Origin of the sequence: Octadecabacter antarcticus 307 (genome assembly GCF_000155675.2) — a bacterium.
GTDB classification, from domain to species: domain Bacteria; phylum Pseudomonadota; class Alphaproteobacteria; order Rhodobacterales; family Rhodobacteraceae; genus Octadecabacter; species Octadecabacter antarcticus.
In genome coordinates this window covers 4,510,639-4,523,897 of the sequence record NC_020911.1, presented here as the reverse complement: position 1 = coordinate 4,523,897, position 13,259 = coordinate 4,510,639, and the positions used below count along the sequence as shown (strand labels likewise).

General features: G+C 54.9%; 14 protein-coding genes, 1 tRNA gene and 1 pseudogene. 7 read left to right on the top strand and 9 right to left on the bottom strand.

What is annotated here, in order from left to right; all coding sequences use genetic code 11:
- Positions 1-161 precede the first annotated feature (161 nt).
- The gene (locus OAN307_RS23170; RefSeq protein ID WP_015501832.1) at positions 162-1,853 is read left to right on the top strand and encodes a peptidoglycan-binding protein; all 1,692 of its coding nucleotides are present in this window, start codon (positions 162-164) and stop codon (positions 1,851-1,853) included.
- Positions 1,854-1,958: 105 nt separating this feature from the next.
- On the opposite strand, the gene OAN307_RS29270 is transcribed toward OAN307_RS23170, so the two are convergent.
- The 4 genes from OAN307_RS29270 to OAN307_RS23160 form a co-directional block, all read right to left on the bottom strand.
- Positions 1,959-2,372: a hypothetical protein gene (locus OAN307_RS29270; RefSeq protein WP_144055627.1), complete on the bottom strand. Its 414-nt coding sequence runs from the start codon at positions 2,370-2,372 to the stop codon at positions 1,959-1,961.
- A 114-nt stretch (positions 2,373-2,486) separates the two neighbouring features.
- Positions 2,487-3,593 (bottom strand): hypothetical protein, encoded by a 1,107-nt coding sequence (locus OAN307_RS29265; protein ID WP_245540939.1) that lies wholly within the window; start codon positions 3,591-3,593, stop codon positions 2,487-2,489.
- Positions 3,538-4,314: a hypothetical protein gene (locus OAN307_RS30555; RefSeq protein ID WP_245540892.1), complete on the bottom strand. Its 777-nt coding sequence runs from the start codon at positions 4,312-4,314 to the stop codon at positions 3,538-3,540. The genes OAN307_RS29265 and OAN307_RS30555 overlap by 56 nt, the downstream gene beginning before the upstream one ends.
- A 272-nt stretch (positions 4,315-4,586) precedes the next feature.
- Positions 4,587-5,801 carry a DVUA0089 family protein gene (locus OAN307_RS23160; protein ID WP_015501831.1) on the bottom strand — a complete coding sequence of 405 codons (1,215 nt, stop codon included), beginning with the start codon at positions 5,799-5,801 and terminating at the stop codon, positions 4,587-4,589.
- A gap of 381 nt (positions 5,802-6,182) precedes the next feature.
- Between OAN307_RS23160 and OAN307_RS23155 the strand changes: the two genes are divergently transcribed.
- Positions 6,183-6,704, top strand: a complete 522-nt coding sequence (locus OAN307_RS23155; RefSeq protein ID WP_015501830.1) for a GNAT family N-acetyltransferase — start codon at positions 6,183-6,185, stop codon at positions 6,702-6,704.
- Here the strand turns inward: OAN307_RS23155 and OAN307_RS29260 are convergent.
- The 4 genes from OAN307_RS29260 to OAN307_RS23140 form a co-directional block, all read right to left on the bottom strand.
- Positions 6,683-6,823 carry a hypothetical protein gene (locus tag OAN307_RS29260; protein ID WP_187292522.1) on the bottom strand — a complete coding sequence of 47 codons (141 nt, stop codon included), beginning with the start codon at positions 6,821-6,823 and terminating at the stop codon, positions 6,683-6,685. The genes OAN307_RS23155 and OAN307_RS29260 overlap by 22 nt on opposite strands.
- 96 nt (positions 6,824-6,919) lie before the next feature.
- Positions 6,920-8,080 (bottom strand): IS30 family transposase, encoded by a 1,161-nt coding sequence (locus tag OAN307_RS23150; RefSeq protein ID WP_015501829.1) that lies wholly within the window; start codon positions 8,078-8,080, stop codon positions 6,920-6,922.
- 272 nt (positions 8,081-8,352) lie between these two features.
- Positions 8,353-8,478, bottom strand: coding sequence for a type B 50S ribosomal protein L36 (gene ykgO, locus OAN307_RS27355; protein ID WP_015496946.1), 126 nt, complete (start codon positions 8,476-8,478; stop codon positions 8,353-8,355).
- Positions 8,479-8,594: 116 nt separating this feature from the next.
- A tRNA-Val gene (locus OAN307_RS23140) sits at positions 8,595-8,669 on the bottom strand.
- A gap of 182 nt (positions 8,670-8,851) precedes the next feature.
- Here OAN307_RS23140 and OAN307_RS23135 point away from each other — a divergent pair.
- Entirely contained in the window at positions 8,852-9,727 is an 876-nt protein-coding gene (locus OAN307_RS23135) for an N-formylglutamate amidohydrolase (protein WP_015501827.1), read from the top strand.
- Here OAN307_RS23135 and OAN307_RS23130 read toward each other — a convergent pair whose 3' ends face one another.
- Positions 9,728-10,981, bottom strand: coding sequence for a DNA polymerase IV (locus tag OAN307_RS23130; RefSeq protein WP_015501826.1), 1,254 nt, complete (start codon positions 10,979-10,981; stop codon positions 9,728-9,730).
- Here OAN307_RS23130 and OAN307_RS23125 point away from each other — a divergent pair.
- The 4 genes and pseudogenes from OAN307_RS23125 to OAN307_RS23110 form a co-directional block, all read left to right on the top strand.
- Positions 10,980-11,498 (top strand): NUDIX domain-containing protein, encoded by a 519-nt coding sequence (locus OAN307_RS23125; RefSeq protein ID WP_051068088.1) that lies wholly within the window; start codon positions 10,980-10,982, stop codon positions 11,496-11,498. The two genes, OAN307_RS23130 and OAN307_RS23125, sit on opposite strands and share 2 nt — an antisense overlap.
- Before the next feature lie 44 nt (positions 11,499-11,542).
- A complete protein-coding gene (locus OAN307_RS23120; protein ID WP_015501825.1) occupies positions 11,543-12,436 on the top strand; it encodes an SPFH domain-containing protein in 894 nt (297 codons plus the stop codon).
- A complete protein-coding gene (locus OAN307_RS23115) occupies positions 12,436-12,711 on the top strand; it encodes an NfeD family protein (RefSeq protein WP_044044316.1) in 276 nt (91 codons plus the stop codon). Before OAN307_RS23120 ends, OAN307_RS23115 begins: the two co-directional genes overlap by 1 nt.
- Positions 12,712-12,931: 220 nt before the next feature.
- A pseudogene (locus tag OAN307_RS23110) lies at positions 12,932-13,237 on the top strand (IS6 family transposase); the annotation flags it as partial.
- Positions 13,238-13,259: the final 22 nt, after the last annotated feature.

Here is a 13,259-nt window from a genome sequence, read left to right as displayed (position 1 = left end):
GATGACACAGGCTGTGCCCTAAACGCAAACCTCCACTCCTTAGTCTATGACTTTCTGAGGTGGAGTTCCCCGCAATCGTGCTGGCAATCGGTGACACTGAAATTGAATAACCGAACAATACCCGCGTTTAATATGCTAAGTTACACTTGAAAGGACGATCCATGTTCCAGAGTTCCGTGCGCCGATTGTTGATGTCGACAGTGTTTGTGCTGCCCCTTCCTGTGCTGGCGCAAGACGCCGCACTCGTTTTAGGCAATGAGCGGTATGAGCGGCTTGATCGTGTAAACCGCGCTGATGACGTGCTGGGCGCTGTCGATCGCCTTGAGGCGCTGGGTTTTGATGTTTTCGGCCGCGCCAACGGGCGGGTTGACGCGGTCAGCGATCTTGCTGCGGCTTTTCAGGCGCAGCTGGATGATGCGGATCGTTTGCTCGTCGCGCTATCAGGACATTTTGTGACCGATGGGACGCGGACATGGCTGCTGACAGCAGAATCCACCGAACCCGATTTGTTCACGGTGGACGGTGCGGGTCTGTCGCTTGATAGTGTGCTGCGTATTCTTGCCCAGCGCCCCGGAAAGGCCGTGCTGCTGCTTGGCGCTGCCGATCCGGATGATTTGGACATGGGCGATAGTAGGTTGCGGGCAGGTGTTGGCGACATGGAGATTCCGCAGGGCGTCACGCTGATCCGCACATCACCGTCCATGGCGGCCACTGTTCTGTCTGGCGTTCTCACGGAACCGGAGGCTGAGATTGGCCGCAGTCTGGCATCAAATTCGGCGTTGTCGTTGGATGGGTACTTTCCGATTGATTGGCAGTTGATGCCCGGTGTTGTGATTGTTGAACCCATTTTGCCGACCACAGGGCCGACCGAATCCGATCTGAACGCCGAAGCTGCTTTGTGGGATCGAACCACGGACGCGGACACCGTTGAGGCATACCGCATTTATGTTGCTCGTTATCCAGAGGGTCCGTTTGTCGATGATGCCGAGGCCGAGATCGTGTCGATCTTGGCCGAACCCAACCGTGCAGCGCGTCTCGCCGAAGAAGCGCTGAGCCTAAGCCGCGACGCGCGACGTGACATTCAAACGGATCTGACCCTTTTGAATTACAACACACGCGGTGTGGACGGTATTTTCGGGCGCGGTTCGCGCGGTGCGATCGTGAACTGGCAGCAGTTTAATGGCTTCCCGCAATCATCATATCTGACGCGGGACCAGATTAACCTGCTGGACGCACAAGCCGCCCGCAAACAGGCCGAGATTGAAGCCGAGCAAGCCCGGATAAGCGCCCAAGCCGAGGCGCGAGACCGCAGTTATTGGACAGAAACCGGTGGGTTTGGCGATGAAGCGGGCTACCGCGCCTACCTTGAACGTTTCCCCGATGGTCTGTTTGCCAATATCGCCAGCGCGCGGCTTTCAGAAATCGAAGATCTCCGTCGTTTGGCGATCGCAGCGCAAGATCGTGCAGCGTGGTCGGGTGCCGAAGGCAGGGATACAGTTGCTGGGTATCAAGAATACCTGGCGGTTTACCCAACAGGCGTGTTTGCGGCTGAAGCCCGTGCACGGATTGATGATTTGACTGCGCCAAGTACAACTGACGCGGAGATCGCGCAGTCCCAGGCGCAAGAAGAGACGTTGCGCCTTTCAGGGATCCGCGCCCAGTTGTTGGAATTGCGGCTTCGCGATATTGGCCACAACCCCGGTCGATTAGACGGTGTGATCGACGGTGACACCCGAAACGCGATCGCGGCCTATCAGGAGGCCCAAGGGATCACTGTGACGGGCTATGTGGACCGGGCAACGGCGGTTGGCCTGATGACAGGGTCAATCAACGTCACCATACCAAGTCCCTAGCCACCAAAAAACCCGCCCCAGCAGTCAGCTGACGCATTCCGGCTTTTGGGACACATAGAGGCTTTCGCGATTTATTTCGCGGGGGCCTCTTGATTGAGAAAGCCATTACCGTGTCTCGAACTTTCTCCAAAGCGGTGTGCCGTGGAACAACCAAGGTCGATAAAAGATCCTGCGTGGATCAGGTGCCTTGTTCTTTGGATTGTCGGCACCCAGCCGCATCGCCGGGGTCCGCATTACCGGCGCGGCGGTTCGCCGCTTCGGGACTTTCAGGGATTTGGACGATCCAGGAACCCGCACTGTAGAGACACCTTGGGCCACCTCGGTTGTGCCCTGCCCCGACGACCCAGACGCTACATACTGCCGTGTCTCGAACCAGTTGTAATACACGCGATAGATATTGAGCAGGGCGACCAAGATAGCAGGATTAAATACTGCGCCGTTTATGTAGCTGGGACCGTTTCGACTGCCGCGCCCACCTGCCCGCGCGGTTGGACTGATCCGGCTCCGCACAGAGTTCATAAAAGCGGTTCATACAGGCTGGATTGTGGTGTTCAACACACGACGAGCGAGCGCCTCCCTTAGATCGTCATCAGCTATCTTTTGATCGAAGCCTACCGATTTCAAACGCTTTCGCTATTTTGACCGGAGCACTGGAAAGCCCACCGTCTTTTCGGTCTCACCGTAATGCTGGACAGGCGAGCTGGCCCAGAACTGTGGGAACTGGGCAGATTGAAAGTTGGCGATCGGAAAAGGATGCACCGCGTCCTGGCTATCAGTCTTCACTGCTGGCATTAGCCCTGCTGCGCAGAACCGTCTCAATAGCTCCCATCTCGGAAGCTCTTCGCCTACAATCCGCGTCTGAATCTCACCAAACTCCTCGAACGCCTTTTCGAATTTTTTGATACGGCTTTGGTTCGTTGGCGTAGAAGCTTCCTTGTCGAAGGACATCACAAACCATTCGAACTTGTCCTCCCTAATCAAGTCTCGGAAAATGTGAGGGACAACTCGCACCATCGCAGCTTCTTGTTCGCCAACCAGGGTAATCTTGCCATCTGGCAGCATCTTTCGCAGGCACGCAAGGTGCGCAGCCTTTGTATAGGTCTGTTTAACGACTACCCCCTTGAAACTGCCGCGGTGATCGCGGTTGGTATCTACAAGGCCGAAGTATCCGTTGCGGATCTCATTGAGAACCCGGCGTCGCGCACCTGATTCCCAAAGACCTTGCTGAACATCATCGGGCAGATCAATGCCGCAAGAAATGTCTTCCTCATAGGCCTTCTTCAACTTTTCCTCAAAAACCCGCCAGCTACTCTCGGCGCTGGCAAAGAACGCGGCCTCATCAAACCTACCGCTCGGCCTTTGGAAGTGAAGCAATGGGGCGCTCACGACCTTGCCAGACTTCTGGGTGTATTGTTTACGGATATTGCGGGGCTGGCCGGCAACATCGAGGTAGTGCTCTTCGAAGAAAGCAGCAGGATCGACACGCGGGTCGAAGTTGGCATCAATCCGGAAGACATATCCACTGCGGATGTCTGCGCTGACCGAGCAGTGAAGAGGCGTCAGGCGGCGATCAAACCGACTTTCCCAGTTTACTGAAATGACCACATCATCGTGCGCGATGCGCATATGGCTGAACCGGTCGGATGCGTCTTCCTTAGCTTTCCAATCTTGCAGTTTCGCGCGCTCAAACGCGAGCAGGATCTTTTCCAAAAAGAAAATACGACTGTAAATACGGCTCACACCGCATTTCTTGCCCGTATCGGGGTCCGACAAAAGGCGTTGGAGGTCGTTGATACTTGCGCCATTGACCAACTCCCTGAGCAGGCGCACCATTATCGCTCTTCTTCTTTTGTGCCTGATGGTCCAGGGAAACGGAGATACGCGCACCGGGCTGCCCTTTACAGGGTTTATGAATGATCCGGAATCCAGAAGGCTTCGGCCGCTTCCCTCTACGCGCGGGCGCGAGTTTGCCGTGCGTTCCATTGAAGATAAACTCGTCCGGTGCATCCAGATACCGAGCGCCACAACACCCACAGACTGGCCCTTCAAGTAGTCCATTCTGTGTCATCAGCCTGTCGATTTCGTCGAGGAGATGTTCATTCGAGAAAATATTAAACGATACCTCGCAGGTTCGGTTTCCCTTTTGATGATGGCAAATGAGATTTCTCCCGTCATCCCAAGCGTGCGGATCGCCCTGATACTCGAAAACCTGGGATACCCTCGACGCCTTATCATCACCGTCGAGCGTGTATATGCCTTTGCCAGTCGCAAGGGCTGGCAGCTTTATTGATGCGAGAAGTTTGCGTTGAGTAGCATTGCGGCCCTTGAAGGTGGGTAGCGAAAAATCCGGAGCAACACCGTCGTTGTCGCAATCGACATCACCACAAGTATTGAGGTTGATTTCTTCGGACACTGCGGGATAAACTTCACGCAAGTTTAGTTTTGGAACACTCTTGACCATCAGATTTCCTATCTGTCGTTTCGTCAAGATGGCCTCCAAAGCCGAAAGAGATGTTGGTCGTTTCGGATGAAACGGAAACCTTTCGGACATTTTTTGCAATGTGTGGTCGCGGGACACTTCTCCCGCAACTCTTAGTATCTCCTATCTCTAAATGATCTGTAAAATCAAACGCCTACCAAGCAAAAACTTGGTAGGCGTCAGTTCTGTGTCCCAAAAGCCGGAATGCGTCACCAGTCAGCGGGGGCGGGGTTCATTTCAGGAATCAGGATCGTTTAGGGACGCGCAGGAACGTAGCGTTCAAACACCATGCGAATAAGGCCCTGCGTCTGGTTGTCCAACTGCCGCACGGCAACCAGATAGGTGCCGGGTTGCACACGGACTGTCAGCAATGAATCCACTGATCCGTATTCGTCGCTGTCATCGTTATAGCCGACCAGACGACCCAGATCGTCATACATTACCAACACGGGGTCGCCTTGGCCTTGCGCAATCGCTTCGACCAGCACCAGACCACCGGCGTAGATGTCGAAAGAATACCAAATGGCGTCACCACCGACGGTTACATCTTGACGCAGTCGTGTCTGCAGTTCGCCGAGGGCTGCAACAGGATAGCTGCCATCAAGCGGCGGGCTTGCATCGCCACGCGCGTACAGGTTCATCTGAACTTCCATTGCATCATATGCCTTGGCCGTCACGGTGATCGGCAGGCTTTCATCACCATACAAATTAAGTGCGACACAATATTCGCCCGCCGGCAGCATGTTTGCCATGTCGATGCGGCTGTTTAGCCCATCAAAATCGTCATTTTCTGCCAGCCAATTCCCTGACGCATCAAACAGCGTCAGAATTGGATCGGCGGCCTCATTTTCTGCGGTAATCGTTACGGCAGCAGGCGCATCAAGCTCGAACGAATAGACATTTTGCGTCGCCCATGGGTTCGCAAGGGGTTCGCCAAGCGTCAGTTGCTGGGCGACGCTAAGATCACATTCGCCATTCGCAACATCATTGGACGGGGCTGCAAATCCAGCGGTCAAAGGTTCCTGATCCATTCGACCTGCGCGCACAAATCCAGTGATTGGCGATCCGTCAAAGCTGCGCATCGACACGCAATAGGTGCCGACTGTAAGGAAGCTTTCGGCGCGGCTGGACGCATCGCCACCGCTGTCATCATCGGACGCCACAATTTCACCACTGGCGTCGCGCACGTCCAGAACCGTATCGCCGCCCCCACGCCCTTGGGCTTCGATGCGGTAATCGCCATCTTGAGACACTGAAAAAAGACCAACAAATTCGTTGCGCATCAAAACCAGTGCCATTTGTTCGATATGAGCTGGTGAAGTCGAGATATCAGACGAGGCTTCGTCACCGCCCAACCATTGGCCATTTGCGCCGACACCACCGCATAGGTTTGCATCTTGCGCGAGGGCAGGAAGGGCGACCAGCGCGAATAGGCTGGTCGCTAGGGCAGTTGAAAATGGTCGGATCATAGGAATTCCTCTCTGTTTATAATTGGACGCAGCGTAAGCGGCCAAACGCGCCGAGGCTAGGGGGAGTTTGTCAAAGGGGTGGAAGGTCAGGGAAACCGTACCGCCGCCAACAAAACCCGTCCGCTATATGAAAGTCAGTTGTACGTAAAAGGCGGTTGATGATCACGGTTGGGCCAAGGACTACTTTCGCGAAATATATATCTGACAACAGGCAATAGTAGACGTTCGAAAAACGGCGGTTCTTGGGATGCGGTGGATGTCGACTTCGAGCCCGTACTGAATAATACTGCGGTAAGTTTGAATGGCTACTTTCAGGTATGCGCGACTGTTCGCTATACTGAACTTGGCTGGAATCCAAGTCTGCGAACGAAAAGGCGTCCGATGCAAAATCTCTCGACTGCACCCATGCTGACGACGCAACGGTTGGTTTTGCGTGGACCCGAACGGGATGATTTACCGGGGTTCACCCGTTTCATGACCAGTGCCTCGTCGATGGAAGCGCAGGGAGAGACGGTCACAGCGGAACAGGCTTGGTTCGGGTTTCTGACCGGCATTGGCCACTGGCATTGGCACGGCTTCGGCTTCTTTACAGTCGTTGAACAGCATACGGGGCATCCCGTCGGCCGAGTGGGCTTGATCAAGCATTCCAACTGGCCAGACGTAGAGCTGGCATGGCATCTGTTCGAAGGAGCGGAGGGAAAAGGCTTTGCCACGGAAGCTGCGATGGCCGTCAAAAAATGGGCCTATGAGGATCTGGGGTTAGATAGGCTATACAGCTACATAGACTGGGAGAATACTCGTTCACAGGCTGTGGCAAAGAGGCTCGGTGCCGTCACGGACGGAACGCGGGCCCCGCATGAACTGGAGGCGGAGGTGTGGGTTCACTCAATGGAAAGCCATTGAGCCAAGCTGGCGAGAACCGTGACCCGCGCCCGAGAACTTGCAAAGCCGCACTCTTGGATTTCTTCGATGATTAGGTCAATCAGGCTGTCGCCGCCATGGATGGCTTCTTCCAGGAGCAAGGCGGAACAACCTCACAAGCGGCGCAATGGCAGACGCAACTTTCAATTTCGGTCTTTCGCACGCATCTGGCGAAAGGCCGAATTGCCCGTGCGGTTTCAACGGGTCGCTGCCACACAGGCTTCAAGTTTCTCTGCTGGGGTATGGTATTGCAAGGTCTTTCTTGGTCGCTCGTTAAGTTGGCGTGCGACAGCGCTGAGCTTAGCGTGGCTAAATCCGGATATATCGGTGCCTTTGGGAAAGCACTGTCTGAGAAGGCGGTTGGTATTTTCGTTGCTGCCGCGCTGCCACGGAGATTGAGGATCACAAAAATAGACATCGATATTTGTGGCAACGGTAAATTTTCGATGCCCCGCCATCTCTGATCCACGATCCCAAGTCAGGGATTTGTAGAGTTCTCTGGGAAGCTTTCGTGCTTGTTTGATCAAGGCTGTCGTCACGCTCTGGGTGTCTTTGTTCGTGACTTTGGCCAACATCACAAAACGGGAATGGCGCTCCACAAGCGTTGCGATGTAGCTGTTGTTCGATCCCGCGATTAAATCGCCCTCCCAATGCCCCGGAACGGCACGATCCTCTACCTCTGCTGGGCGTTCGCTAATTGAAACAGCATTCTTGATTTTGCGTAACTCAAGTCCCTTCTGAGTGGCATGCCGGGAGCGTTGGATCGCACGTGGACTGCGCAGACATTCCTGCAATTCCTTCTTCAAAACCCCGCGAGTTTGGACATAGAGACTGCGATATATCGTTTCGTGTGACACGCGATTTTGCTCTTCATCAGGATATCTGCGTTTGAGCCAGCCTGCGATTTGCTGCGGTGACCATTTCCGACGCAGCTTTCGCGCTATCAAGTGGCACAAAGGATCGTTGAATGAGAGCTTACACAATTTGGGCCGCGCTGCGCAGTCCCAAGCGCGTTGGTCTGAAGGAGTTGCACGATAGGCTTGTCGCCCGCCGTTCCTGCGAACCTCTCGGCTGATCGTCGAAGGTGACCGGTTCAGGTTTTGTGCGATGAGACGAAACGACTGCTTTGTGACAAGCCCACGGGAAATCACTTCCCGTTCAATGAGGCTCAAAGCACATTGCGACCGCGCGCGATCAGCGGGGCGGATCCCACCAGTTCGCACCAAGTGAGGGAAAATAGACGACGACGCACGATTGAAGTGACGGCCAATCGAGCCCATTGAATCACCGCGTTGCCACCGATCCCACATCTCAGACTTCTGTTGGTCCGTATAAGACGTCCGTGTGCGATACTTCATAATAAACACTCCATCTTTCCAAAAAGATTAAAGTGTTGCGACGACCCTCTGAAACCACACCGACAAAGCAGACACTCAGTAGCCGTTCCTAAAACCCTCCATTTTGGAACATGCCTAAACCACCTCGCTTGATGCTGCCACAAACCCCGTTCAAAACCGAAAGGGTTATTCACCCCGATTTCGGGGCGGTTATCTTAGTTCTGACCCAGCCAAAGAAAAAGCCGCGTCCCATTGGTGGGCGCGGCTTTTTAACTTCGAATGTGGTCGGTCTGTTAGCCCTGACGGGCTTTGAACCGTGGGTTGGTTTTGTTGATAACGTAAACCCGGCCCTTACGGCGCACAACGCGGCAATCGCGGTGGCGCGACTTGAGCGAACGGAGGGAGTTGCGAACTTTCATGTGTTCTGTCCTTTGTCTCGCGGCGCGGCGATTGCGCCTTTGTTAATGTTATACGCTGCTGGCATAAGCCAAACGGCGTGGTGATATTCGTGCCCGCACCGTGAGGTGCAAAGTAATGGTGGACGATACTGGGATCGAACCAGTGACCCCTTCGATGTCAACGAAGTGCTCTACCGCTGAGCTAATCATCCATTCCCTTAACACGCTTGTGTCCTAAAACGAAAAGGACATGGCGCCCTGAAACGAATAGGACGCGCAAGCGCGCGTCGGTTGCGCGGTCTATATAAAGAGTCGGGATAGGGATCAAGGGCTTTTGGCAAATGGTGGAAATGCGCTACACTGATAACACCAAGGTGTGCAAAAAAGGGCTATGATGATAGATACTGTGTCAAACCCATCTTACCTGTTGCGCCGCCCTTCGGCGCGCACAACATCTGTGGTTTTTGCGTCACCGCATTCGGGGCGCAGGTACCCGGCGGCCTTTTTGCGCAAGATCGTGTTGGATGAAATGCAAGTCCGTTCGTCTGAGGATGCATTCGTCGATGATTTGTTTGGATCAGCCGTTGATCATGGTGCGCCTTTGCTTTTGGCGCAATCGCCACGGGCGTATCTGGATCTGAACCGGGGTCCCGACGAACTGGATCCTGCGGTCATCGACGGAGTGCGGCGCGGCGCGCACAACCCGCGCATTGCCAGTGGACTTGGCGTTATTCCCCGCGTCGTGTCCAATGGTCGTGCAATTTATAGTGGAAAACTGACGCTGTCAGAAGCGCATGAGCGTATCAGTTCGGTCTGGAGAGCCTACCACGACACCCTGCAAACCCTGATGGACGAAGCACATGCAGGCTTTGGCGAAGCGATCCTGATTGATTGCCATTCCATGCCGCACGAAGCCTTGGAACATGTCTGCCCCCCAGGTGCCACCCGCCCTGATGTTGTGCTAGGGGACCGGTTTGGAGCGGCGGCGGCGTCGTCTGTGGTGGAACGGATCGAGGCGGCGTTTGCGTCTGCGGGTTTCAAAGTCGCGCGTAATATGCCGTTTGCGGGGGCCTACATCTGCCAACATTATGGCCGGCCGTCGCGCCGGCATCATGCGGTGCAGATCGAAATTGACAGAGCCATCTACATGAACGAACGCACGATCAAGCCGAATGCCAATTTTAATGCATTCAAAGCGGCCCTGGACGGCGTGATTGCCGAAATCGCTGAAATCGGTCGTCCGGCAGACTTGCGCGTCGCGGCAGAATAGTCAGCGCAACGCGCGCCCCTTAAGAATTGCGTCTTTGCCGAATTTTTCGCGGATCGCATCGGTTGCGCGTTCCGCATCTGCGCGTTTGGTGGCGTTGGGATCCAGAAGGTCGCCAATTCGGTCTGCGTCCCCCGCTGGTACCAGCTCGGAAATCCCGACCCCCAAAAGACGGTACGGCCCCTGTTTACCCACTTGGTCAAAAAGCTCGCGCGCGGTGCGATAGATTGTATCGGCCAATTGCGTTGGTTGATGCAAGCTGAGCCGTTTGCTGAGGAGTTTATGATCGCCGCGTTTGAGTTTAAGCGTCACCACGCGACCTGCCTTGTCTTGCGCTTTGGCGCGCGCTGACACCTTTTCCGCCATCCGCCAAATGTGACCGTCAAGAATATCAGGGTCGTTGGTATCTTCATTGAACGTAGTTTCGTTGCTGAGCCCTTTCACGGGTGTGCTCGTCGAAATTCTGCGCGCATCTTCGCCCCGTGCGAGGGAATAGAGCCTGTCCCCCATGCCGCCAAAACGATCATGCAGGTCGCGACTGTCCCACCGCAGCAGATCGTCGAAGGTGCGAATGCCAGCAGCGTCGAGGTTTGCCCGCGCGACGGGGCCAATACCCCAGATCAGTTTCACGGGCTTGGGACGCAGGAATTCGGTCGTTTCCGCTGCGCCAATCACTGAAAACCCGCGCGGTTTGTCTAAATCCGATGCAACTTTTGCGAGGAACTTGTTGTGGCTCAGGCCGATGGACCCGGTGATCCCAATTTCATCGGCCATTCGTTTGGTCAGCCGCGCCAACATCACGGCAGGCGGTGCGCCGTGCAAATTTTCCGTTCCCGACAGGTCCATGAACGCTTCGTCCAGCGACAAGGGTTCAACTGTTGGCGTCAGTTCGTCCATCAGCGCACGCACTTGGCGCGACACTTCGACGTAGCGGTCCATCCGGCCCCGCACGATGATTGCTTCGGGACAAAGTTTCAGCGCCTGAAACATCGGCATTGCTGATCGCACGCCTTTAATGCGTGCGATGTAACAACATGTCGACACTACGCCACGGTGCCCACCGCCGATAATGACGGGCTTTCCGTCGAGGTCTGGATTGTCACGTTTTTCCACGGATGCGTAAAACGCATCACAGTCCATATGCGCAATGGTGAGGTCAAACAGTTCATCGTGCGACGTCACACGCGGAGAGCGGCACGCGGGGCAGCGGGTGCCGGATTCAAAAGTGTGCAGACAGGCGCGACAAAGGGTGGGCATGGGGTGTAAATACGCAGAGCGTGGGAGAGGTGGCAAGCCGACCCTGCGGGGCATTGGTATTTTTAAACCAAAGAAGCGGGTAGGGTTGCGCTATGGAGAACGGATTTCATGGCGCAAAGGCAGTGGTTTTCATCGGGGCGCGGTTGTTGATTTATCAGCGCGATCGCGGTGTGGTCTGGCCCGGATACTGGGATTTCCAGGTGGCGGGCGTGAAGGGTATAAAACGTGGCGTGAGTGTCTGCGTCGTGAGGTGTTTGAGGAATTCGCGCTTGATGTTCCGATCGGTGCGATCACGTGGGGCAGGGTGATATCGTCAATGTTGAACCCCACAGCCAAGGCGTGGTTTTTCTTCGTTCATTTACCACGTGAGATCGAGGAAAATATCTGCTTTGGTGATGAAGGGCAGCGCTGGACGCTTATGGACATTGATGATGTGATGAATATACTAAATTTGGTGCCAGCCTTGCGTGTGCGACTGAGGCTGTGGTTGCAGGACACGGATACCGAACTTATCTAACTTGTGAACAGGCGGTCTTTTATTATGCATTGAGGGGAAACATCATGGACATTGAAAACATCATAATCAACCTGATTGGGGGCAATATTGTCCTGATCCTGTTGGCTGCATTTATCATCCTTTGTATTATGGTTGGTGTTCGCATCGTGCCGCAGTCTGAAAAATTTGTGGTTGAACGGTTTGGCCGGCTTCGCGCGGTGCTTGGGCCTGGCATCAACTTTATCATCCCATTTCTTGACCGCGTTGCGCACAAGATTTCGATTCTGGAGCGCCAGTTGCCGGTGATGGGCCAAGACGCGATTACATCTGACAACGTGTTGGTGCAGGTCGAAACGTCGGTGTTTTACCGCATCACCGAACCTGAAAAGACGGTCTATCGTATCCGCGACGTCGATGGGGCGATTTCTACGACGGTCGCCGGTATCGTGCGCTCAGAAATTGGTAAGATGGAACTTGACCAAGTGCAGGCGAACCGCACGGGCCTGATCCTTGCGATCCAGGACCAGTTGGCCGCGCAGGTGGACGAATGGGGCATCGAAGTCACCCGGGCCGAAATCCTCGATGTGAATTTGGATGCTGCGACCCGCGCCGCGATGCTTCAGCAGCTTAACGCGGAACGTGCGCGTCGGGCGCAAGTGACGGAGGCCGAGGGTAAAAAGCGGTCTGTTGAGCTTCAGGCCGACGCCGAACTTTATGCCGCCGAACAGGCCGCCAAAGCCCGCCGCGTTTCTGCGGATGCAGAAGCCTATGCGACACAAGTTGTTGCCGTGGCGATTGCCGAAAACGGACTCGAGGCGGCGCAGTATCAGGTTGCGTTAAAGCAGGTCGAATCGCTCAATGCACTGGGCGCATCCGCTGGCAGCAACACGATCCTTGTGCCAGCAAACGCGCTCGAAGCGTTTGGCGATGCGTTCAAGATGCTTAAGGGTCGCGGGTAATGTCGTGGTACAATGAATGGTGGGTCTGGATGGTGGTGGCACTTTTGCTGGCCATCGCTGAAATTCTTATCCCGGCTTGGATATTCTTTGGCTTTGCGCTCGGTGCGCTTTTTCTTGGGGCAATGATCTGGATAGGCATTGGCGCCAGCATGTCATTGGCATGGTCGCTGGTCGTCTTCGCTGTGTTTTCGTTGATTGCCTATGTGATTTTGCGCCGGATTTTCGGCGTTCGTCGCGGGCAAATCAAAATCTGGGATCGCGATATCAACGACTGATCGGTTCATGCTAAAAAAGGCTCCGCACAAAAGGCGGGGCCAATCTATCTGTTCATGAGGAATGTTTATGGCCGATGGGCTTTGTTGCACAAAGCAGCATGAGGTCTGACTTCCTCTTACCCCTGATGGAGCTACGCTACGACAACGGTTCTGGGGATGCCAAGTGCGGTGAAGGGGATCGTCAAGTTGCGGGGTATTTCCCTTCGGGGTATGCATTCGTATGACCAAGCCCAAGCAATCTGGCGCCTTCTTAGGCCATCGTTTTTCTCCTGAGATCATCGCATACGCCGTCTGGGCCTATCACCGATTTCCCATGAATTTGCGCGATGTCGAGGACTTGCTGGCAGCACGTGGGATTATAGTCAGCTACGAGACCATCCGCGCTTGGGTAGCGAAATTCGGATCACAATATGCCAAGGTGATCCGCCGAGATCGACCCAAAGTGGCGGACAAATGGCACCTGGACGAAGTTGTCCTTCCGATAAACGGCAAGAAGTATTGGCTATGGCGCGCTGTCGACAGTGACCTGCGCCCCTAAAACTCCTCCA